Here is a 21,592-nt window from a genome sequence, read left to right on the forward strand (position 1 = left end):
TTTTTTTCCTTAAGCCCGACTAATTCTGACACCTGATGTATGCACATCAGTACCTGATACAGGACTAATTTCATGAGGTAATAAGTTGCCACAGTGAACGCCTGTTGTAGTCGCTGCTGTTTTCGCACCTGCTTTTGCACCTGATCCCATATAAACAAATACGGTGTCAGGGCGAATGCCTTCAGTGATCAAAGCATGTGCTTTTTCTTTGCCTATACTGTTTTCCAGAATGATTTCATCACCATGTTTAATTCCATGATTTTTAGCTGTTTCAGGGTGTAGCCAAACTGGGTTTTCCCACATTAATTCAGCTAATAATGGTACGTATTGTGTTGCACCATTAGTATGAACGGCGACTTTACCTTGGATAAAATAAAGCTCGTCTTTTTCTTTTAATGGGAAGTTGTGGAAGCGTGGAATACCATAGTTTTCTAAACGGCTTTCTAATTCTTCAGAGTAAATTTCAATTAAGCCACTTGGTGATTTAAATGAGAGAGCTTTTTCCATCATATCATTGTCATCAACATGCTTAATCGCATCAGGATATTGTTCTACGAACGCTTTAACATAGGTAGGTTCACGTAATAGCAATGGAATACCATAAGATAAATAGCCTTTTTTATGGATTTCTTTATACAGTGCCTCATCGCCATTAACTTGATACAACTGACGAACTCCCATATTTTCCCAAGGAAAATATTGGCTTAGACCTAATTTTTTACCTAGTTCCATCCAAATTAACCAGCTTGGTTTTGTATCGCCAATAGGTTCAACAACTTGCTGGCGTAAGGCATAAGCAGGATTTAGCCCTGAAACATCAGAAATCTCTTCATCACGCTCTAAATAAGTGGTTTCAGGTAACAGATAATCTGCATAAGCAGCACTTTCACTTAAATACACATCACAGCTAACAATTAAATCTAATTTCTGTGCTGCTTTTTCCAACTCTGGACGACAACTGACCGTTTGGAATGGATTATGACGAGACATAATCCATGCTCTTGTTTGATACGGCACACCTTCTAAAGTTGAATCAATAATGGACTGAACAATACCACCACCTTTATTGATGTATTTGAACTGAGGTGCTGTTGCATCAATGCGTTTTGCGGTAATTTCAGGCATACCTTTAACGCTTGGTTTCGCTAATTCAGGAGCAACATTAATGCCTGCTAATTTATTATATTTTGAAGCTGCTTTTTTCTGATACATACCGCCTTCACGTTCAATATTGCCGAGTAAGGCATTGAGGGTGAAGATCATTCTGCGCATATTGATTTCTTCTTTATTAAAGGTTGCGCGGTGACCAGGCATAATCAGTGCATGAGGTGCTTTTGCTGCTATTTCGCGTGTGATACGAACAATATCTTCAGCGGGAACATCAGAATGTGCTTGAGCCCATTCAGGTGTTGTATCTTGTAAAACGTCTTTTAATTGTGGGAAGCCAACGGTAAATTTCTCAATAAAATCTTTATCGTAAAGATCTTCTTTAATAAGAATATGGCTCATTGCCATTAAAACAGGTAAATCCCCGCCAGGGCGGATTGCGAACCACTCATCTGCTTTACTTGAAACGACAGATAAACGAGGATCAAAACTGACTAGTTTTGCACCACGCTCTTGGGCGCTCATTAGTTCGTGTGTTTCAGAGACTTCAATACCTTCATAAAGGTTATGACCGAAAGAGATAATATACTTAGAATTTGCTAAATCCATCGCAAGATCGCCACCCATCATCACTGATGCTGCAATGGCTTTACCCGCAGGGCAAGTCGATGCGTGTGTAAACGTGTTCGGTGAACCAAATGCGGCTGCCAAATGGAAAAGGTGAGAAGAGAGTGAACCTGATTTAGATGAAAAAGAGATACTTTCTGCACCATAATTTTGTTTTATGGCATTCATTTTTTCTGCAATTTCTTGATAAGCTTGTTCCCAGCTTATTACTTCCCATTCACCAGCACCTCTAGGGCCTTTGTGTTTCATGGGTTTGACAATCCGATTTGGATCATTAACTAGGCTAACGCCACTTCCACCTCTTGCACAAACTCGGCTACTTTGGTGTTCCGCATTTCTATTTCCTTGGATAAAAACGGTCTTGTTGTTAACAACCTGAGCTTCTATCGGACAACGATAAGAACACATTTCACACAGGCTAGGTGTTAATTTTGACTGACCCTTAAGAGAATCTACAGGATTAAATGCAAGTGCACCTGGTGGTAAACTACTCACGGTACAACCCACACATCCTATTCCCATCCCCTTAATAAAAGAACGACGACTAATACTCATATAACCTCCAGTTTCTTCTTATAGCTAAATATTATATACAGACAGTTAAATAAATATTTGAAGGCGTCTCCATTTTATTAATTCATAAGTGATGACTTGGTTGTAAATAATAAATAATAGAGAATAAGACGTTAATAAATGTCACTAAATAATTTAACTAAAATAGACAAAATCAAATGATAATTATTTTCTTCCATTGGATACTATTATAAAAGTTTGGAGAAGAAATAGGAGATTTTAAGGGATATAACAGTTGTAGATTGTTCTTTTAAATTCACTAGCTTATATTATCAATCTGTTTTATTAAAGTGTATTTAAAATATATGATTAATAATAATTAAAATTTGACAAAAAAGCCTATCGATATATAATTATTTATATATCGAAAATTCGTTATATTGTAATTAATTTGTTATTTAAAAATCAGAATAAATAATATTTTTTATTTTGTTTAAATCCAGTTTCTTCTTAAATTATTTTCTTTTGAAAAACAGCTAACTTATTATTTTGATGATAAATACAAATAAAAAAGAAAAATAAATTGGTGATTAATAATACAAAAAAGGCTCAGTAAAACGTGAACAAACTGATGCTAAATACGAGACAATTTATAAATTATTGTTCATTATGTTTAAATATTAATTAATGATATTAATAGTTATGGAACTGTATCGTGATTGTCAAAAAGAGATATTTTTTGTTTTATGTGTCTTAATATCATTAATGCTAAGTGAAGGTGCGTAGGAAAAAGATAAGGTGAAATGTTAAAAAATGGCGATTTTTTGAACACTCAAAACCACCATTTGCCACTATTTTATGTGTAGCCATTATTGTTTTTTTCGTTGTTTATTGCCTTTGTCTCTTCATAGAAGAAAGGATTTAAAACAGCATGACAATCAAAACAAGACTCAGTAACAGAGGATAGACTCTTGCATGCCATTTGTCGGGAATACGAGATAAAAAGCGTTCAGAGATCTTCAAGCCAACCCAAGTGCTACAAATCAGAATAAGTGCAGCTTTTAGCCAAATATAACCAATAAAACCAGATTCACTATTTAAAGGTGACGTAAAAGAGAGGGCGACATAAGTGAATGTTGCAGTGAGTGCTAAAGGTAAGGTTAATGCATTGGCGATTGCTGCTGATTGTGCCATTGGTGTTCCTCTACGGCGCAATAAAGGTACTGTCATCACACTTCCACCAACCCCTAGAAAAGTGGCAATAATACCAATTACTGTACCATTAATGCTTTCTTTTGCTTTGGTCACTTTTTTTGAGTTGTGAGTAGGAGCCATAAAACCGGGGCGAAAATAGCAGTCTAATATAGTGACAAAAAGATAACCAATAAAGATCCATTTGATCCACACACCTTCAACTGTTAAGGCGAGAAGAGCACCTAAGATCCCACCAAAAGCGATACCAATAAACAAAATGGACATGATATTCCAATCAAGCCTTTTGGCCTTATGGTGTTTAATGGTTGTGACTGTCGCAGAAAACAACATAATTAATGCAGAGGTAGCAACTGCGATTTGCATAGCATGTTCAGCAGGTAAACTGTCTATTCCCCAGAGTGTAAGAATAAGTGTATAGAGTAAGGGAACAGTGACAAAGCCACCGCCAAAGCCAAATAACCATGTTGTGATGCCTGAAATTAAACCAAAAGAAATCAGCCAGAGTGTCATTTCAAATCTCCTGTTGAGTCAGGAGATTAACAATATAGAATAAAATGATGGCTTACCCACGCGATAATGACAAGTTTATACGAATTTAGGACAATTTAAATATTATGCGTAATATCGATATCAACAGTGTGGATAACCTTCCTCGTGATATTTTAGCATTAGGCTCTGATTATCCTTATGACACATTACTTGAAGCTCACCATCATCGACGAGCTCAATTTTTATATGCCCCTAATGGGGTAATGAAAGTTAAAACAGAAGATGGTCAATGGATTGTATTACCTTACAGTGGCGTGTGGATCCCAGCAGAAAAGGTACATCAAGTGCTGATGTTGGGGAGTAGTACTTATAGTCTCTATATTGAGCCTAATAAAATTCCTCGTCACTCAGAATATTGTGAGGTTTTACAAGTTTCCCCTCTGCTTCATCAGCTATTACTTTCGGCCAATGAACTTCCTTTACTTTATGATTTAGGTGGACGAGATAGTGCATTATTGACTTTGCTTTGTCATGAATTAGCTCATGCTAAGCCATTGCCTTATTTTACACCATTACCGCAACATGCTTTATTAGATGAATTGTGTACTGAATTTATGTCACAACCTAATATTCGCACGACACCAGAAATGTGGGCTGAAAAATTAAATAAGAGCCTACGTACTTTTACCCGTCTTTTTCATAAAGAAACGGGTCTTTCTTTTCGAGACTGGCGTCAAAAAGCGTGTTTAATGTATGCGTTAACCGCTTTAAAGAGAGGTGATTCAGTTACTGAAGTTGCTTTAGAACTGGGTTATGAAAATCCGAGCGCCTTTAGTGCGATGTTTAATAAAGAGATGGGATATTCACCGAAATTGTTTTTAAAACAACTGAAAGAGTTTTAATAGAACAGACATATATAAGAACAAACCATAATCATTGATGCTGATATTTATCAGATGGTTTTTAAGCCAAATTACATTGTTCAAACAAATTACATTGTTCAAACAAATTACATTGTTCAAAAAAGAAACAAAAAAATTCCTTCCAATATCAGTGCGTTAAAACTTGATTAATAGAGAGTGAGGGGGGTAGAATATAGCCCGTCCATCAGTTGTACTTAATTTTATTACGTATGTTCCCTTAGTTAAATGGATATAACAAGCCCCTCCTAAGGGCTAGTTACAGGTTCGATTCCTGTAGGGAACGCTCTGGATCTATTCTCCTTAGTTCGTCTCCGTTCGTGAAATCCCACAAAAACCAATACACACAGTTATTTCTTTTCCGTTTTAGTTCGCATTAGTTCGTTGACAACCGCCATCTTTATTGGGTAAATATTGGGTAAATTTTTTTACCCAGCGAGATTTTACCCAAAATGCTAACTGTAAAGCAGATATCATCATTTAAAGCAAAAGATAAACCGTATAGGGTTTCTGACGGTAACGGCCTTTATCTATTTATACCAGTAACTGGCGTCAAAGCTTGGCAAATGAGATATCAGTTTATGGGTAAAGAAAAGATATATTCTCTTGGTAAATTATCAGAACTATCTCTGCAGGAAGCAAGAGAAAAGGTATTCGAATTAAAAAAAGAACTGGCAAAGGGAGTTGATATCAATCAAGCCAAAAAAGATGAAAGCAACAAAGATCTGTTTGTTGATGTTTTTAATGAGTGGTTTGATTACAAAAAAGACACATGGTCAGAAAAATACAGAAAAGAACTTCAATCTATGTTTTCATCCGACATCTTGCCAATTTTAGGTAATTACAAGATGGATGATATCGCACCGACGTTGCTTCTAAAGGTAATAAGGAAGTTCGAAGAAAGGGGAGCGATGGAGAGAGCCAGCAAAGCTAGGCGTAGGTGTGGTGAGGTATTCAGATATGCAATTATTACAGGTAGAGCAAAGTACAATCCTGCTCCCGATTTAGCTGATGCAGAAAAGGGATACAGAAAGAAGCATTTCCCGTTCTTAACTAAAGAGCAGATACCTGATTTTAATAAATCACTTCAATCGTTTACTGGTAGCATTATCAGTAAACTAGCTACTGAATTCTTACAATATACAGCAGTAAGAACAAAGGAAATGAGGAACCTATTATGGTCTGATATAGATTTTGATGGAAAAACTATAAACATTAGACCGGAGGTAATGAAAAGTAGAAAACCTCACATTGTTCCGATGTCAAAACAGGTTGAGTCTCTTTTACTAAAAATGAAATCAATGACGGGTGATATATCAGATTTTGTTTTTGCTGGAAGAAGTGATAAAAGAAAGCCGATCAGCGAGAACTCTGTGTTAATGGTTATCAAACAAATCGGCTACGATGGTTTGGCGAGCGGGCACGGCTTCCGCCATCAATTCAGTACAATATTGAATGAGCATGGGTTCAACCGTGATTTAATAGAAAGGCAGTTAGCGCATGTTGATAAAAGCACCATTCGAGGCGTTTATAATCATGCTGAGTATCTGGACAAGAGAAGGGATATGATGCAATGGTTCGCTGATTACATCGATGAGATATCACGATGACATCAACTTTCTTTTAAGCTCTAATACATCTGAATATAACCATCTTGCCCTACCGTGTATCTTTGTTGATTCCGGTAGTTTTCCTTCCTTTATGCGATCATAAATAAATGTTTTCTTAAACCCAGTGTCTGACATAATAAATTTTAAATCGACTAATGAGTCTGGCTGTAATCTATCCATCTTTCTCTTCCTTTTGTAATTTCCGCAGGTAATACGATAGGACCATCTTGTCCTGATAGTTCATGTGATTTAGAGGCTTAAACTTTGGCGTGTATTTATCGAGGATCTGAGTTGTTAGTTTGTCGTTGGGTATTCCGTGGCTTCTGAGTTCGATTAAGCATTCCTTTGCTATTTGTCGTCGCGCGTTTTCCATTGCCTGTGCATTCATAGTCTTTGCCTTTTATTACGCAAAGTGACCATATATGATTTACGACAGTTTTCTATTTCCACAGGATAGATATTCTTTCCTATCTTTATTTTGTGGCTAACGATTATTCCAGTTCGATTATATTTCTTTTTATGGGCTTCCAGTGCCTCATTAATAGCAATCCTTTCTATGGGTGTGACTTCACCGCGAATTATTAATCTCATAATTCAACTATGTTATTTTCCATTCATTTAATATTTTATTGCCGATATTAATTAATTCGTCTCTATCTACGGTATTAATTATCTTTCGTGGTTTGATATATGGTCGCCATATTAAAAGCATTGAGCCTTTATTATTACCATTAACTGGTTTGTTTGTTCCTGCATTAATAAATGATATTCTTCCTCCTGTAATTAGCCTCACTTCATCAACTGTTTCTAATGCAGAATTAAACCAACCAACAGAAGTATCAGCAGGAATTAACATCACGATAGGCTGTAATTGTTTTTTACATTGTTCGGTGGCTTTATTAATCCAAGGCTGAATATCAGAATAGGGTGGGTTTATCCAAATAGCACCATAACTTTCCCAGTCGCAATTTAACGAGTCGTCTTTTTCGGTGAGGTAATTAGAGCAGAGTGCGTTATTTTTATCTGCGGCGGCATCTAAATAGAAACCAAATTCAGCGTCCAATGCTGCAAATAAAGGTAAGGGAGTTTGCCATCTATCACGCAGTTCCTTTGGTGTGTGGCTACCTCCGTAGTTAGCCTTCATCCTTGTTATCACCTATATTAAAAGGCAATCCATCTGCTTCCATTGGCTTTATGTGAGTAAACGTACAGGGGATAATTACACCACCGAACTCCTGAGCAAACATTAACGCCTGCTTTGCCTGAAGAGAGACATATTGCTTAGGTAGAGCTATTTGATATGTAACACCGTCAATTAATACTAACGTCGTCATTGCTTGAACTTGTTTCATTGATTATTCTCCGTATCCTTCATCATTAAGAATAATTCCATAGCGCCACGGTATAAGATTTCATGCTCAACCTGACCAACTGAACCATGGCAGCACATCCATCCACCTGAGCTTTTAATCATGGATATTTCATTCTCAATAATAATCGGCATTGCGTCAGATGGGTTATTGCATGGGTCGAATTTTCCATAGACTCTATACTCAGCGGTATCACCTAAAAATCTAATCAATTCAACCGTTTTTGCATGATCGTTGAGATTGTAATCACATGGCAAATAATGACTAGCAACCTTTTTATTAATCTCGAAATCAGATAGTTCGGTGTATTTATTCATTATCAGCCTCTAGTATTTCATTAATAGTATTTCTGATGTCAATTAAGTCTTGTTTTGTCACATCCATATTCCAAGATGGAGTATTTAAAATAAAACAATCTTTTGTTGTAGGTTCAATCTCAATACAATCTTTGTAATTTTCCAAGCCAGCATAATATTTATCTTTCATTCCATACCTCACCACAAATAACTTCAACATTCCTAACTGACATTAAATATTCAGCATGTTTATTTTCTCTGTATGCGCATTTGAATATGTGAGCAATAACATCTACAGTCCACGCATTGCCGTAACATTTATATGACTGTGAATTCGATACTATATTTTCACACCAACCGTCGGGAAATGTTTGTAAACGCGCGCACTCTGTAGGAGTTAATTTTCGATAATGGCAGTTACTAATAGAATCCCACTCATGCCTATCATATGAATTGCGCCCAGATGAACGAATAGTTTTACTCTTATCTCTAATTGCGACTTTCGGTTCTCTATGTCCGCCTTGACATGTTGATAATGTCGGAGACTTTCCTGCGTCAGAATAAATACGTTTTATCTGTTCATTACCTTTAATGTCCGACGCGTTAGCAACATGAATTAACCCGTCTTTGGATTGTTTGATGTTCTCCCTTGGTTCACAAGGCCTGTAAACAACGACATTATCTTTTTGAACAGTGGTTAATGTGTTGGTTTTTTCATCACTTCTTAATTCTAATCTCTGAGTGGTAAGACCCGCTGTTTTTACTTTATGGTCTTGTCTTACTCCATTAATAATATAACGACCTCTAATAGCACCTCCTGTTATTTTTATTCCTTCTCCTTTATTTGTTGTTAGTGTTGGGCTAATCCCATCTACACTATAAACATTTCCATTCACTCCTTTTCCTGACGGATTTACATTAAATAATTTGTTTATAGCTTTGTTGTTTTTGAATCCATGATAATTAATATCGTCAATAATATCTTTTAGCAGAATTCCTTTATCTTCTGGCTGATTGACCTCAAAATTAGTCCAATAATAACGTTGTCTGTTTTGCGCTGATAATAATGAGCTATTAATAAGAGTTTTATTTACATAACCAAGAGCGCGCTCTGTATGCAGTGTTATATATTCCTCAAACTCCTTTTTCATTTTGACATTTTCGAGCATAAATTTAGCGTCTGGATTATTTTCTAACACATAGCTCATTATTTCTAATGTCGTCCAGAATAATTTACCGCGCTCATCTTTGTCTCCTAGTTGTTTACCAGCTAAACTCCACGACTGACATGGAAACCCCGCAGTAACTAACCCAACACTTGACCAGTCAATATCCCACTCACGCCAATTATTAACGTCACCTAACTGGATATTATCTGGATAATGGAAATCTGATACTTTATTAGCGAATTTATCTATTTCAGCGATGTAATATTTATCAAATTTAATTCCAGCGCGAGAAAGCGCCAATCGCCCAGCGGATATTCCGTTAAACAAACTTAAATATATCATTTTGATTTCCTATAGATGTGCAGAACCCTGTATTAACATGAGTAATACATATCCGATTATTTGTATTAATTGTTACTTTGAATTTTAGGTATAAAAAACCCTGCTAGTGCAGGGTAATTGTGGGTTAAATAAATTCGGCAGGTATAGGCCTTGGCTTGTATTTATCTATGGCTGCATAGGCTTCATTTGTATCAAAGTTTCCATTTACAACTATTGCGTAAGTTCTGCCTTTATGGAATACAGGAATAACATCTAATGAATACCCTATATTCTGAGTTGGCTTATTACTTGATGACATGACTTTCTTGGTGATAGGCATTCTTTTCATGTATTTTTCTTTTGTTAATATGTCACCATGCATGTCGCCACCAATAACTAAATAATCAACTGACATACGTCCTCCTTTATGTTGAATTTAAACCATATCATCAATTACACAAAGGTACAGTGTTGATCATTGGGTTTTGCGAAACTCAATCACCCACACCCACGGATTTTTATAAAAACTATCTACGCCATATATTGATTGCCATAAGGCACAGAATGCTGATTTTGCTGTTTGATATGGCTGGTTATTATTTGGCACATAAAATCCATCCTGCCAATTATCATTATTACCATAACGACCAGTAATAACCCCCTCAAACAATGCATCCTGCTCACTTATATTTTGTAATCGCTCAACACGAACATCGGTAATTTCTAACGTAATGCGTGAAGCCCAGCGAGGCATGTGTATAGATGGTTTCCAGCAAGAACGACCATCAATACAACCATCATCGTCACCCCATGTGAAATCACCATCAGCAGAGTAAATGACATGTCCAGTGTAATAACCATGACCATACGGCATTTCATGTACAGCTTTAGTTTGCCTATCAGGAACATAATCAATCATCAATCCATCATCATCAAACTCATGACTGACTACACTCCATGTTTCACGAACATAAAGACGATCACCAATTTTACCTAGGGGGCACAAATTATGTTTTGGAGCATCCAATACATGCGTAGTTGTGCCACTTCTTGTTTTGGTCGGTTTCTTTAGCCATATTCCATTATCAGGCATTACATTTTTAACGATGCGACGAGTTTGAGTTTTACGCCCATCTAAAATGGCACGCACCATTTCACCATTAAAAATAATTCCACGCTCTTTCATATTCATTCCTCTTCATTGCATCCCTGCGAGTCGTCAACTTCATCCCAAACACACCAAGCGCATTCACCATCTGCCTCAATAACACCAGTGTGACCGCAGTTTTCGCAAACAACCTTGTCATCATCGTAAAACCAATTCTCGCTACCTTGTTCTGTGTGTACTGTTGCTTTTTCTGCATCACACTTATCGCAACATCCAAGGAATGTTACATTTTTAAAACTTTTCATGGTTATATCCTTTGGTTAAACGGGTAGGGTGGTCAAAAAGGGATATCGTCTGAGAAATCCATTGGTGGCTCAGGATATTGTGGAGTTTGTTGTTTGGGCTGTTGCGGTTGCTGTGGTTGACCCCATCCTTGGTTTTGTGGTTTCTGGATTCCTGCCTGACTACCACCGTTACCGCCAAAATCCAATTGATCAACGATAATTACCGGTGCTGATTTTTTCTCACCGTTCTGGCTTGTCCATTCTTCCATGACGAACTCACCAGTTACCATAACCTTCATTCCCTTGGTTAGGTGCGGAGGTAGCTTTTCAGCTTTAGGGCCAAACATCTTGCAGATAACCCAGGATACTTTTTCGTGTTCTCCATATCCTTGTTTTACAGGCAAGCTGAATGATGCAACCGCCTTACCATTTGGCGTCCATCGCTGTTCGCAATCTTTACCTAGGTTTCCACTTGCCGTTATTGTGTTAATTGCCATATACACTCCATTGATTGCCAAATTGAATACCTAACTTGTTTAATCCATGATCCATTGCTTCAATAAACTCAGGAACTAACTCGTCGAATTCTTTCATCATTTTTTCGTCACGCTCGACAGGGAAATATGCTATTTCCTTTCCTGCTGGCATGCGCGGGTCAAAATTTGCAAAGTGCCAGATATCCTTACCTGTAACCCACATGGAATATTGAACTTGAGCTACATATTCCTTTTTCATTGCATCGATTCCGTTCAATGCTAAGTCAATAAATACGTCCGTGTTGTTCGGGCATTTAAGCTCTAATCCTGAGCCATCACTGCAAATGCCGTCTGGTGAGCAAGCTATCCGTAGTTGCTCATCTTTGAATATTATTGGCACTTCCTTTGCCGTTAATCCGGTGTAAAACTCGAATGTCATCCTTGCTTCTAATTCGTAGTTTTTACCCCATTCCAACGTCCTTGCTGATACCTCCTTGTAAACTCCCGTGCAAACTTCACCAATAAGGGTGTTTAAATATGTTTTCTTTGTGTCTGTCCATTTTGTTCCTGATCTTGGCTTAGAGATAACTTTCCATGCCTCAGAGGCAGTTACTACGCCAAGCCTGATAGACATCCATTCTTCGCTTCCTTGCTCTATCTTGGTTAAATCGATGCCTGTTTTGCTTAGAATGATGTCATTACTAATCATTTTCCTTCTGCCTTTTTCCTTAGCATGTCGATAATGGTATTGGCTTCAAATGCGGTTAATTGCTCTGGATGGGATATTTGATGGTTGAATTTTTTACTAATGAATGTGAAGAATGCGTCACTCCATTCGCCATTAACTTTAAGCATCAAGTCCGTGATAGCTTTTAGTTGATCCTCGCTTGCTGGCGTTATGTCCTTTGGTTCTTGTTGCTCGCTTCCAAAATCAATACCTTCTCCAGCCTCAGTATTAACATAGTCAATAGCCTTATCTAGACGCTCTCTACGTGGCCAGTATTTAGCCGCCTGCTTCACTACTGTTTTTAGGATCATCTGTTCTTCATCAGTTACCCAAGGGCAGGATTTTTTCCTTGCTATCCAAGCTTTCCATGCTGATGAACGGTCACGGATTGAATAGATATCAGCAATAGCCATTGTGTGAGTTAGGTAGTCTCCATCTTCTGTTTTTACTACTGTGTAAGCGCCAACAATCTCACCCCTCTGTTCTTGAGTGGCAAAGGCGTTGTATTCGTGGCGAGGTGCGGTATCTATTGATGTGAGTTGGAAATTATCATTTTGTCGAACAATGCTTGATTGACACCACTTAATAGCCTGTGATTGTTGAGCAATATGCATCAAGCCCATATAGCTAATATCGAGACACACTTTCTTATCTCTAGGAACTAGGTAAGCCAACTTTTGCGCTGGGTTTAAACTAATTCCGATAGCTGAGACATTCATGATCGCACTACGAACTGACACAAGATTATTAACTGCAACATTTGCTAGATAATCATTGTTCGCGAATATTTGCATGGCAAATTCAGATTCCCTTTTGAATGCTATGCTTGGCTCACTACACACTTGTTCGAACTCATTTTTAAGGTGATTTACAACCTCATATATTTTTTGAACTGCATTTGTCACGACATCCTCCTGCGTTCCTGATAGTTCTTTAACTCCTTGTAAAGACCATCAATTGTCATATCGAAAACGCTGTCACTCCATTGACTTGTAATATCCTTTGGTAGCCCATCAACCACATTAAATGCGACATTACTTAACTCAGCGTCCTTTGCATCAATCCATGATGCTTCTTCTTGTTCGCGTTCTTCCCTTGCGTCAAGTTCATGGTAAGGATTCATCACGCCTCCTTAATAAACAACACCCAATGCGTTTTATCGTTCTTGCCGACACGCTGGACTATTGTTGGCTTTTGGTCGGTTAGCGCTAAAACTTGCTTTGTAGGTATTTGCGTTTCATTCCACTTGAAAGCCAATGTTCCGTTTGGCTTCAACACTCTAAATGCTTCACTAAATCCTTTTGATAAATCGTCTTTCCATGATTCTTTATTTAATCGTCCGTACTTTTTAAACATCCATGCGTTGTGGCCAACTCTAATTAAATGAGGCGGGTCGAATATAACTTGATAAAACGAGCCGTCAGAGAAGGGGAGGTTTTTAAAATCAGCGATAATGTCTGGTGTGATATTTAACTTCCTGCCATCACATAAAGTATGTTTCTCTGCGCGGATGTCGCTGTAAATTGCTCGGCTATCTTCCTTGTCAAACCAGAACATGCGACTACCACAGCACATATCTAGAATCTGAGTCACGCAACCCTCCTTAGCAGAGCTAGCTTAGAAATAGGTGCATCCTTGCTTGCTTCATTGACAATCCTGTCAAACTCTTCCTTGTCGAACTGCATAATCCATTGCAGGGCTTCCACTGGGTCAATTTCCGTTAATTTAGCCAGCTCAGCGAAACTTCCTGTCTCAATACTAAGCTTGCTACTTTCGTCAAATTCCATGACTGTTTTATCGTCTACTACTCGAGTTCCGTTCGAGTAGCTGAAGGATATTTTCATAAACCCTCCTGATAGCTTTCTTTGAGTAATTCCATTGCTAACCACCAGATATCCTCACATTTCTGGCGAATAGCTACCTGCGCCTGAGCTTGCGCCAGACGGAAAATATCTTGGTTAATTTTCATAATTTACCTTGCGATAATTAGACTTAATGAAATGACTGCGAAGAGAAGTAGGGCGCTGAATATAGTGTCTATGTTCATGCAGAATTCTCACTATTGAGATAGCGATTGTTATTTGGTTTCTCTGGTGTTGGTGCGATGGGTTATTTAGATACTGCGTTGTTCCAGCGTTTGATTAATTCTCTTGGGTCGCTGTAAGATGGTGAACCATTCCAAGCGCAACATTTTAGGGTGAATATATTTAAACTTTGCGGGCTAGGTAAAGCAAAATGGCTATATGCATGTAGCAATGGGGCTCTCTTGCAAAACGGACACTCAGATATAACCTCGCATCCGGTAAAATCTATCTCAGGCTTTGTTTCGTCATCCTCCATCCATTCAAGATCATAGGGAACATGTAGTCGATATCCATCCCAATAATCAAACTCTGGTGATAAAACTGATTGATATCCTGCACCTCTACTTCGCATCCGTTCTCTTGCGATTACCTTTTCGCCTTTAACTGTTTCACTATCCATTCGCCAGAGATAAACACCTGCTTTTTCTGGCTTTTGTTCTGAGTATTTAATCCACTGACTCATGATGATTTCCTGTTTATATGAATGATTAAGTGGTGGGTTACTGCTGACTATTTGATGCGCTTAACTTGTTGGCGGGCAAACTTCTTTGTGTGACCTTTAGCAATTAGGCGTTTAACTTGATACTCACGGTTGAGTTTTTTAGCCTCTTTCGTATTATCAGGTTTAATTCCTCTGTTATATTTTTCGTTCATATCACCCTCTAGCCTTTAACATTGCATCTGCCATGCGGTAGTAGAACTCAGCTCTTTTTACCAGAAATTCATCAGGAGTATCATTTGTGTAATACCCCATTTCCACAGCATCCTGTGCAGCAAAATCACCTTGCATAGCAGCCATTGCGAACTTGTCGCGTAATGATGCTGATGTAATGCTTCCATCACTTTTGTAATGTGCGTCGTATTTTTTATCTGTCATACTCCCTCCTAACTATTTCATCAGCCCGTATTCATAATTGATATTGTTAAGGCTTTCTCTGTCTGACTCTAGGTAGTAATCCCATTGTTCTTGGTCTTTATGCTCCATGACCAACTGCCAATGCCATCCTATTTTTGATTTAACTCTGCGAACTTTTCTTATTACAGTTTCGTCGCAATCAAATATGACGCCATAGCCACTACTAAGGCAGCTACGTAATACACCAAGCTCAACACTAACAACTCTAAATAACTTCGGCATGGGTAACTTTCCATTGTGGAAATCATCTATTGTCATACTCCCTCCGTTATTAAATCGCACAGTAAATGAAGCCATCTTTAAGCATTGACTTCATTGTTATTTTCCCATCCTTACACATCCTGCGAGTTATTTTCCTTAGTCTGCTATGACTGCAAGAGTATTTACTTACGAATATTGATCCACGTTGATTTATATAATCAGTGACCTGACTTTCTTTTTTTATTTTATATAAATACACAAACCCTCCGTTATTAACTAAATACGATGTTAGTAATCAAGCTTGAGCTTTTGAATTAAGTTACTCACCGCGGTATCTACTACTTCCTGATCGATGGTGTCGAATAGCTTGTTGCGTGCTTCTTCCGCTTCATTAAAGCTTTCCTCATCATCGTCGTCGTAATCTATCCACAATCCAAAATCGACCGAGAAAAGTTTCTCTGGCCAGCAATATTGCACCCCGATTTTTTGCTCATCGGCGTCATGAGCTTTCTTGATTAGAATTTGACGACCGTGTGACTCAAACTCCTTAAACCATATTTCCATCTCTATCTCCTATCTATTAATCAACTCACCACAGCCCACTAAGTAATAAGCTCTGGTTAGCTGCCCATATATCGTCATGGGCTAACGCTATTCAAGCCATGAATAGGATCGGCATAATATTTATTTTTCTCTCAGTTTAGATTTGAACACTTACATAAATCCTCCGATTCAAACGGTGCTTAGTAAATATGGCGAGACCGATTTATCGCCTTTGATTTGTTGGTCTAAAAAAGTTATCTCACCACAGCCCACTGAATGGACTGTAATTAGTTAACTCATTACGAACCACTCACGAGCATGACGACGCGCCATAAGTGCCAGCTCTAACCAAGCCTTGCGTAACTCAGGATATTCTTTATCCTCTTTAGCCCAAGACATGTACTTACGCTGAGACTGCTTGCAGTCGATTATTAATTCTTGCTGAAATGTCACATCTAAACCTGCCATATCTAAACCCTCGCCGTAACCCCGAACTCACTGCTCGGCTGTTTTGTTTTAACTCCTGAAAATACTGCTACATTAGGTAAGCAACAGTTATCTCCACTTGGATAATGCTTTGTTGGTTTGAGAGAGAGAACAGGGCGTTCTTTCTTCTCTTTCACTGAGTTAGCTTTAGCAATTTCTTCTTCTTTCAGTTTGTTAGCTCTGAAAGATGCATATCTAGCGTACTGTCGCGCTTTGAATGAGTTGCTGTTAACTTTCTTAACGCTAACTGGTGTTGGATTGCCTTTAAATTTCTTTGGTGGTTGATAGTAAATTTCCACATATCCTCCGTTATTCTTTTACTCACCATAGGTCACTCATTGAATGACCTATAATTAGTATTAAACACCTGACCTTGTCCGCCGCTTGCCCGAGAATGCCATGCCCCCTTGAAGGCTGGAGATTGTCGAGGAGCTGAGTTATGCAGATCTCTCCGCTCAACGCCAAGTGTGATATCCAAATTGTTAAAGAACATTAGGCTGTATTTCATGTTGATTGCCTTTGATGTGATTCAATATAGCCAAAGTTATTATCGATGTAAATAGCCTGAGATATATAAAAGCTATATTAGGCTATATATTTTTGTTTTAAAAGGTTATTTATTTTTAATTTTTTTTACTGGGATGTGATGAGTGGTAATTTTTAGGTATAAAAAAGCCCTCAAGAAGAGGGCTGGATTAGGTTGTTATTTCCTATATTAGCATTACAGACATATTGAAAACCCTACCTACAACTTTTACGCTTTCAATATCTGCGACTTCATCTGGATAATCTATGGAGTTATAGCTTCTTATGATGATCTTTCCTCCTGGTTGTCTAAGCAGGACTTTTACTCTAAATAAATCATCCTGCTCAATGAAATAAACCCCACCATCAACAATTTTCTTATCATCACAATTGACAAAAACAGTTGTTCCGTTAGGTATAATTGGTTCCATACTTTCGCCGTGTACGGGGAATGCACATACACCACTTGGTGATATCCCATACCTTCTTAAGGTTGATCTTGAAAATCTCAACTTAAAGTTATCGTGATCTTCATTGTTTGTGCAACCAACACCTGCTGCAAGCTCGATGCTCTTAAAATAAGGAACCTCAACCTCATCATCATCTAAAGGTGTGCCATTTCCCCACTCTGATATTTTTCTCACCGATAATTCATCTTTGCTAACTCCATCCTGTTCTTGTTGCAAGAAATCAGGGATAGAACCACCTCCAGTTGTTAACCATACAGGATCAACGTTTAGTGATTTAGCTATCTCAACGGCTTTTCTTGAGCTTTGTGCTTTTCCAGATGTGAGCTTCCAGACGCTTGGCTGCGCCATTCCTACTGACTCAGCTAGTTCAACTTGAGTCATTCCTCTCATCTTCATGGCTAGATTTAGCCTTTCTGCAAATGTCGTATTTTTCATGATTTCATTATATAGCCGAGGTTATTTTTCAACAAACAGCTAAAGCTATTTACTTCATGAATAACCTTGGCTATTATTAGGTATATTCCAACAGCCGAGGTTATTTATGAGAAATAAATTAATTGATAAGGCTATTGGCATGGTTGGCAGTCAGCAAAAACTGGCTGAGATATGTAACGTAAAACAACCTTCTGTATGGGCTTGGTTACATGGAAAGAAAAAACCATCTGCCACTAGCGCAAAGCGCATTGAATTAGCAACTAATGGAGCTATTCAAGCAAACAAATTAAGACCTGATTTACACGAAATATTTGGCGAAGTTTAAACGCCACGCTCTTTAAAAACTCACGCCATGCCTTTTGACTTCAATCGGCAAATTATTATCAACAATCCGCTCATATGGAATGAGCCACGGAGCATTACTGCTGTTCCCAATATGGGAAGTAATCTAAGAAGGAATTTAACAAATGGAATTATCAAACGAACGCAAATTTCGAGAAATCGAATCAAAAATCATGAAAGGGATACTTGTTACTGGCGCTAGAGAAGTAGCGAAAAGAACGGGTATTCACGAATCACAAATATCTCGCTGGCAATCTCAACAATCTAAAACGCAATTAAGCTTCATACAACGTTGTGCAAGGCTTTTAGTTGCTATTGGGTATGAGACACCAGATGACACAGTGATATTGCAAGGTGATGAGGCTAGGGCGTTAATTCAGATGCTTGAGCATGTCAAAGCACCAAAAAGAAAAGCCCCAGCGGTAACTGAGGCTTCTCAACAAATGGACTTAACCATTTAAACTAACAAATACACTGTATCAATAACCAGTAATTTCGACAAGAGAAATTTAGGTTTCTCTTGTCTGATACAGCTAATTAATGGAGTAATTATATATGAAATTAACAAAGAAACAAAGACATGGAGGTTGTCAGGTATGAGCATTGGTCACTTGGGTGAAATGAAATTCAACCGTGAAGTATCTAAGACCGAAACTCTTCCAACTAACTTCAGGGTCGAGGGTTGGGTTTATATTCTGAGCAATGAGTATATGCCAGGCATATATAAAGTTGGCATGACAACTATCTCGCCAGAAAACAGAGCTAAAGAGCTATCCTCCGCAACTGGCGTTCCAGACAAATTTAAAGTTGAAGCATCTTTTTACTCTGAATTTCCTAGTAATGATGAGTCCACTGTTCATGACTATTTGAACAAATACAGAATAAATGAGTCTCGAGAGTTCTTTAAATGTGATTTAGAAGAAATTATTGAAACCTGTGAGGAAGTCTGCGTTGCGAGAGTCGGGGATAAAGTTGAAGTGTTAGCTGACTCATACGACATCATATGCACTGAAAGTCTAGATAAATTACATCTTGGCGAGTTATTTGACTCTCTTAACGTTAGTGTTTTTGGTTGCAAAGTTGCCACAGCAGAAAGATTAATAAGACTTGCTGTTCACCTTTGCTCGAAGAGATTTAACACCTCTCATGCCCTCTACTTTAAAGAGGATACAGCTTATTTAGTGCAAAGCTTAATAGGTCAAAACTTAGAGGAATGGAAGAAACATAACCCTGAATTAGCAAACAGATCGGAGGTGCCTTTCTAATGGCTAGAGCAAGAAATATTAAACCAGGCTTTTTTACTAATGATGACCTTGCTGAATGTGATCCATTTGCACGAATCCTATTCGTTGGTTTATGGACTATTGCAGATAGAGAAGGTCGCTTAGAAGATAAGCCACGTAAAATTAAAGCAATGGTTTTGCCATACGATGACGTTGATTGTGAAAAATTACTCGCACAACTACACAGTAAAAACTTTATTACCAGATATGCAGTAGATGGAAATGAGTTTATTCAGATTAATAACTGGAAGAAACATCAGAACCCTCATGTAAAAGAAGCGGCTAGTGAAATACCAGAACAAGTAATGCAACATACTGAAAACAAAGGAGCACCAGAAAAGCACCATACAAGCACAGTGCAAGAATCAGAAGAGCATACAACAAATCCTGCTGATTCCCTTAACCTGATTCCTGATTCCCTTAACCTGATTCCTAATAACACCCAAGCCGAAAACACGGCTTGTCCTAGCGAGCCAGAAAATCAATCTGCAAGTATTCACCAAATGTCTAGCAAGTATGCATTCGAGGGAGAGGTGATCCGCCTAAACCACAAAGACTTTGCTGAATGGCAATCGCTGTATTCAAACATCGACTTGGTGCATGAGCTAAAACGACTAGATATCGAGTTCAGAGCCGCTAAGCCTAAAAACTGGTTTATCACTGCAAGCCAGAAGTTAAATTACCAAAACAAGAACTCAGGTAATTCATGGAAAGCCACACCACCTAAGCGAGCTGTAAACGAGAATTTTGCATCCAAGGACTACGGTAAAACGGATGCGCCAACATGGATGAATTAAATTATGAACCTATTAGACAAAATTGAGCAAATCGAAAGGCAACTTGAAAACCTAAGTAAACCGCCAGCAGAAATACCGAACACCGAAGTGACGATTGTTGAATTAATCTGCTCTAAGCATGGCGCATATCAAGCCAGAACTCGCTCAAGTAAAACCGCGATATCAATTCCATCACGACCAACACCTTGCCCACATTGCCTCATGGAAGAGCTGGAAGCCTTGAAGATCGAACAGCGTGATTATGACATGCGATTCAAGAAGAAACTTACAGAGAAACTCCTTGATGAACTTCATGTTCCAGAGCGATTTAAATCTTGCACATTGGATAACTACGAGGCTGTGAACAAGGACGCTCAATATAATCTCAATGTTTGCAAAGCCTACGTTAAAAAATGGGAAGATCGCCTAAAAAATGGCGGTGGTTTAGTGATGTGTGGAAAGCCTGGTACTGGTAAAAATCATCTGGCATTAGCAATAGCGAAAAGTGTTGTTGAGGATTATCAGAATTCTGCGCTATTCACGACAGCCTTACGAATTGCAAGAAAATTTAAATCCACTTGGAGTAAGAATTCTACTGAAACGGAGTTTGAAGTTATTCGGATTTACACAAAACCAGATTTGTTAATCATTGATGAGGTTGGTGTGCAATTCGGCACCGAGGCAGAAAAGCTGATCCTGTTTGAAATCATAAATACTCGTTACGAGAAGATGAAGCCAACAATCCTAATCAGCAACCAAACCAGAGAAGAATTAGGCGCATTCATTGGCGAGCGAGTTATTGACAGGATGAATGACGGCGGTGGTTGTACGTTGGCTTTTACATGGGATAGCTACCGAACAAGAAAGCAAGTTGCTTAACACGCAAGAGGATTTTAGATGGAATATTTACGAGATATTTTGGGTACATTGTTTTTCATGCTAGTACCGATTACTGGATTTTTATCTGTTGCATTCCTGATGTATCACGAAAAATCAGGTTGGGGATGGTTACTTTTAGCAGTGGTTGCCATATCAGGAAGTTTAAAAATTAGTTATGGCGATTAAGCGAGGTGTTGAGTGATGAAAGAACGCAAGCCACTTTTTGTTAATAGCGCTCCATTTCTTGATGAAAATTTCAACCAAGTCTCAGTTGATTTAGCAACAGCAAGACGCAAAGCGAATGAAATGGAAAGGAAAACACGAAAATTAAACTGGGGTAAAAATGCAATTGGTTTTGTTTTTGAGGCAGAGACTCATTTCAATGTTTCAGTCGGGTTTGAATGTAGAGCATTAAATTAA

Annotated in this window: 36 protein-coding genes and 1 tRNA gene; 10 read left to right on the plus strand and 27 right to left on the minus strand. The window is 38.2% G+C overall.

Annotation, left to right across the window (positions count from 1 at the left end):
- Positions 1-9 precede the first annotated feature (9 nt).
- Both phsA and ACNARN_RS09650 read right to left on the minus strand, forming a co-directional pair.
- Positions 10-2,289: a thiosulfate reductase PhsA gene (phsA, locus tag ACNARN_RS09645; RefSeq protein ID WP_198632661.1), complete on the minus strand. Its 2,280-nt coding sequence runs from the start codon at positions 2,287-2,289 to the stop codon at positions 10-12.
- An 879-nt stretch (positions 2,290-3,168) separates the two neighbouring features.
- Entirely contained in the window at positions 3,169-3,972 is an 804-nt protein-coding gene (locus tag ACNARN_RS09650) for a sulfite exporter TauE/SafE family protein (protein ID WP_368927712.1), read from the minus strand.
- A gap of 104 nt (positions 3,973-4,076) precedes the next feature.
- Here ACNARN_RS09650 and ACNARN_RS09655 point away from each other — a divergent pair, with 104 nt between their 5' ends.
- The 3 genes from ACNARN_RS09655 (at position 4,077) to ACNARN_RS09665 (ending at position 6,481) form a co-directional block, all read left to right on the plus strand.
- Entirely contained in the window at positions 4,077-4,853 is a 777-nt protein-coding gene (locus ACNARN_RS09655; protein ID WP_109370937.1) for an AraC family transcriptional regulator, read from the plus strand.
- A 232-nt stretch (positions 4,854-5,085) separates the two neighbouring features.
- A tRNA-Arg gene (locus tag ACNARN_RS09660) sits at positions 5,086-5,157 on the plus strand.
- 166 nt (positions 5,158-5,323) lie between these two features.
- The gene (locus ACNARN_RS09665; protein WP_416304401.1) at positions 5,324-6,481 is read left to right on the plus strand and encodes a tyrosine-type recombinase/integrase; all 1,158 of its coding nucleotides are present in this window, start codon (positions 5,324-5,326) and stop codon (positions 6,479-6,481) included.
- Here the strand turns inward: ACNARN_RS09665 and ACNARN_RS09670 are convergent.
- From ACNARN_RS09670 to ACNARN_RS09790, 25 genes are all read right to left on the minus strand, one after another.
- Positions 6,473-6,661: a helix-turn-helix transcriptional regulator gene (locus ACNARN_RS09670; RefSeq protein ID WP_124743643.1), complete on the minus strand. Its 189-nt coding sequence runs from the start codon at positions 6,659-6,661 to the stop codon at positions 6,473-6,475. The genes ACNARN_RS09665 and ACNARN_RS09670 overlap by 9 nt on opposite strands.
- Positions 6,662-6,865: 204 nt before the next feature.
- A complete protein-coding gene (locus tag ACNARN_RS09675; RefSeq protein WP_103004601.1) occupies positions 6,866-7,072 on the minus strand; it encodes a DUF4060 family protein in 207 nt (68 codons plus the stop codon).
- Between the two features lie 7 nt (positions 7,073-7,079).
- Positions 7,080-7,625 carry a phage N-6-adenine-methyltransferase gene (locus ACNARN_RS09680; RefSeq protein WP_416304402.1) on the minus strand — a complete coding sequence of 182 codons (546 nt, stop codon included), beginning with the start codon at positions 7,623-7,625 and terminating at the stop codon, positions 7,080-7,082.
- A complete protein-coding gene (locus ACNARN_RS09685) occupies positions 7,615-7,833 on the minus strand; it encodes a hypothetical protein (protein WP_416304403.1) in 219 nt (72 codons plus the stop codon). Before ACNARN_RS09685 ends, ACNARN_RS09680 begins: the two co-directional genes overlap by 11 nt.
- Positions 7,830-8,168, minus strand: coding sequence for a phage protein NinX family protein (locus ACNARN_RS09690; RefSeq protein WP_416304404.1), 339 nt, complete (start codon positions 8,166-8,168; stop codon positions 7,830-7,832). The genes ACNARN_RS09685 and ACNARN_RS09690 overlap by 4 nt, the downstream gene beginning before the upstream one ends.
- Complete coding sequence (locus tag ACNARN_RS09695; protein WP_167394829.1) at positions 8,161-8,337, minus strand: hypothetical protein; 177 nt, start codon at positions 8,335-8,337, stop codon at positions 8,161-8,163. Before ACNARN_RS09695 ends, ACNARN_RS09690 begins: the two co-directional genes overlap by 8 nt.
- Positions 8,327-9,658 (minus strand): DNA (cytosine-5-)-methyltransferase, encoded by a 1,332-nt coding sequence (dcm, locus tag ACNARN_RS09700; protein ID WP_416304405.1) that lies wholly within the window; start codon positions 9,656-9,658, stop codon positions 8,327-8,329. The genes ACNARN_RS09695 and dcm overlap by 11 nt, the downstream gene beginning before the upstream one ends.
- A 124-nt stretch (positions 9,659-9,782) precedes the next feature.
- A complete protein-coding gene (locus ACNARN_RS09705; RefSeq protein WP_416304406.1) occupies positions 9,783-10,052 on the minus strand; it encodes a hypothetical protein in 270 nt (89 codons plus the stop codon).
- Between the two features lie 60 nt (positions 10,053-10,112).
- The gene (locus ACNARN_RS09710) at positions 10,113-10,823 is read right to left on the minus strand and encodes a hypothetical protein (protein ID WP_416304407.1); all 711 of its coding nucleotides are present in this window, start codon (positions 10,821-10,823) and stop codon (positions 10,113-10,115) included.
- A gap of 2 nt (positions 10,824-10,825) precedes the next feature.
- Complete coding sequence (locus ACNARN_RS09715) at positions 10,826-11,050, minus strand: hypothetical protein (protein WP_416304408.1); 225 nt, start codon at positions 11,048-11,050, stop codon at positions 10,826-10,828.
- 32 nt (positions 11,051-11,082) lie between these two features.
- Positions 11,083-11,526: a single-stranded DNA-binding protein gene (locus tag ACNARN_RS09720; protein ID WP_416304409.1), complete on the minus strand. Its 444-nt coding sequence runs from the start codon at positions 11,524-11,526 to the stop codon at positions 11,083-11,085.
- A complete protein-coding gene (locus ACNARN_RS09725; protein ID WP_416304410.1) occupies positions 11,516-12,214 on the minus strand; it encodes a lambda exonuclease family protein in 699 nt (232 codons plus the stop codon). The genes ACNARN_RS09720 and ACNARN_RS09725 overlap by 11 nt, the downstream gene beginning before the upstream one ends.
- Positions 12,211-13,137 (minus strand): recombinase RecT, encoded by a 927-nt coding sequence (locus ACNARN_RS09730; RefSeq protein ID WP_416304411.1) that lies wholly within the window; start codon positions 13,135-13,137, stop codon positions 12,211-12,213. The genes ACNARN_RS09725 and ACNARN_RS09730 overlap by 4 nt, the downstream gene beginning before the upstream one ends.
- Positions 13,134-13,355 (minus strand): hypothetical protein, encoded by a 222-nt coding sequence (locus ACNARN_RS09735; RefSeq protein WP_196539256.1) that lies wholly within the window; start codon positions 13,353-13,355, stop codon positions 13,134-13,136. The genes ACNARN_RS09730 and ACNARN_RS09735 overlap by 4 nt, the downstream gene beginning before the upstream one ends.
- Complete coding sequence (locus ACNARN_RS09740; protein WP_317846693.1) at positions 13,355-13,789, minus strand: SAM-dependent methyltransferase; 435 nt, start codon at positions 13,787-13,789, stop codon at positions 13,355-13,357. Before ACNARN_RS09740 ends, ACNARN_RS09735 begins: the two co-directional genes overlap by 1 nt.
- A gap of 32 nt (positions 13,790-13,821) precedes the next feature.
- On the minus strand, positions 13,822-14,076 hold the full coding sequence (locus ACNARN_RS09745) for a hypothetical protein (protein ID WP_416304412.1): 255 nt from the start codon (positions 14,074-14,076) through the stop codon (positions 13,822-13,824).
- Positions 14,073-14,201 (minus strand): hypothetical protein, encoded by a 129-nt coding sequence (locus ACNARN_RS09750; protein ID WP_258868684.1) that lies wholly within the window; start codon positions 14,199-14,201, stop codon positions 14,073-14,075. Before ACNARN_RS09750 ends, ACNARN_RS09745 begins: the two co-directional genes overlap by 4 nt.
- A gap of 140 nt (positions 14,202-14,341) precedes the next feature.
- Positions 14,342-14,779, minus strand: a complete 438-nt coding sequence (locus tag ACNARN_RS09755) for a hypothetical protein (RefSeq protein ID WP_416304413.1) — start codon at positions 14,777-14,779, stop codon at positions 14,342-14,344.
- A 47-nt stretch (positions 14,780-14,826) separates the two neighbouring features.
- Positions 14,827-14,970: a hypothetical protein gene (locus ACNARN_RS09760; protein WP_416304414.1), complete on the minus strand. Its 144-nt coding sequence runs from the start codon at positions 14,968-14,970 to the stop codon at positions 14,827-14,829.
- A gap of 1 nt (position 14,971) precedes the next feature.
- Positions 14,972-15,193, minus strand: coding sequence for a hypothetical protein (locus ACNARN_RS09765; protein WP_416304415.1), 222 nt, complete (start codon positions 15,191-15,193; stop codon positions 14,972-14,974).
- Positions 15,194-15,205: 12 nt separating this feature from the next.
- Positions 15,206-15,490: a hypothetical protein gene (locus ACNARN_RS09770; protein WP_416304416.1), complete on the minus strand. Its 285-nt coding sequence runs from the start codon at positions 15,488-15,490 to the stop codon at positions 15,206-15,208.
- A gap of 231 nt (positions 15,491-15,721) precedes the next feature.
- Positions 15,722-15,997 (minus strand): hypothetical protein, encoded by a 276-nt coding sequence (locus tag ACNARN_RS09775; protein WP_416304417.1) that lies wholly within the window; start codon positions 15,995-15,997, stop codon positions 15,722-15,724.
- 270 nt (positions 15,998-16,267) lie between these two features.
- Complete coding sequence (locus ACNARN_RS09780) at positions 16,268-16,444, minus strand: hypothetical protein (RefSeq protein ID WP_161706177.1); 177 nt, start codon at positions 16,442-16,444, stop codon at positions 16,268-16,270.
- A 2-nt stretch (positions 16,445-16,446) separates the two neighbouring features.
- Positions 16,447-16,761, minus strand: coding sequence for a hypothetical protein (locus ACNARN_RS09785; protein WP_416304418.1), 315 nt, complete (start codon positions 16,759-16,761; stop codon positions 16,447-16,449).
- A gap of 411 nt (positions 16,762-17,172) precedes the next feature.
- Complete coding sequence (locus tag ACNARN_RS09790; protein ID WP_416304419.1) at positions 17,173-17,892, minus strand: XRE family transcriptional regulator; 720 nt, start codon at positions 17,890-17,892, stop codon at positions 17,173-17,175.
- Between the two features lie 106 nt (positions 17,893-17,998).
- Here ACNARN_RS09790 and ACNARN_RS09795 point away from each other — a divergent pair, with 106 nt between their 5' ends.
- The 7 genes from ACNARN_RS09795 to ACNARN_RS09825 all read left to right on the plus strand — a co-directional run bounded on the left by ACNARN_RS09795 (position 17,999) and on the right by ACNARN_RS09825 (position 21,592).
- A complete protein-coding gene (locus tag ACNARN_RS09795; RefSeq protein WP_072063072.1) occupies positions 17,999-18,217 on the plus strand; it encodes a transcriptional regulator in 219 nt (72 codons plus the stop codon).
- 142 nt (positions 18,218-18,359) lie between these two features.
- Positions 18,360-18,695, plus strand: a complete 336-nt coding sequence (locus ACNARN_RS09800; RefSeq protein WP_123822243.1) for a CII family transcriptional regulator — start codon at positions 18,360-18,362, stop codon at positions 18,693-18,695.
- Between the two features lie 135 nt (positions 18,696-18,830).
- Entirely contained in the window at positions 18,831-19,499 is a 669-nt protein-coding gene (locus ACNARN_RS09805) for a GIY-YIG nuclease family protein (protein WP_416304420.1), read from the plus strand.
- Positions 19,499-20,314: a hypothetical protein gene (locus ACNARN_RS09810; protein WP_416304421.1), complete on the plus strand. Its 816-nt coding sequence runs from the start codon at positions 19,499-19,501 to the stop codon at positions 20,312-20,314. Before ACNARN_RS09805 ends, ACNARN_RS09810 begins: the two co-directional genes overlap by 1 nt.
- A 3-nt stretch (positions 20,315-20,317) precedes the next feature.
- Entirely contained in the window at positions 20,318-21,172 is an 855-nt protein-coding gene (locus ACNARN_RS09815) for an ATP-binding protein (protein WP_087802166.1), read from the plus strand.
- A gap of 18 nt (positions 21,173-21,190) precedes the next feature.
- Positions 21,191-21,358: a hypothetical protein gene (locus tag ACNARN_RS09820; RefSeq protein ID WP_152964332.1), complete on the plus strand. Its 168-nt coding sequence runs from the start codon at positions 21,191-21,193 to the stop codon at positions 21,356-21,358.
- Positions 21,359-21,373: 15 nt separating this feature from the next.
- The gene (locus ACNARN_RS09825; RefSeq protein ID WP_369113784.1) at positions 21,374-21,592 is read left to right on the plus strand and encodes a hypothetical protein; all 219 of its coding nucleotides are present in this window, start codon (positions 21,374-21,376) and stop codon (positions 21,590-21,592) included.

The organism is Proteus sp. TSJ240517 (assembly GCF_047921575.1).
In the GTDB taxonomy this organism is placed as follows: Bacteria; Pseudomonadota; Gammaproteobacteria; order Enterobacterales; family Enterobacteriaceae; genus Proteus.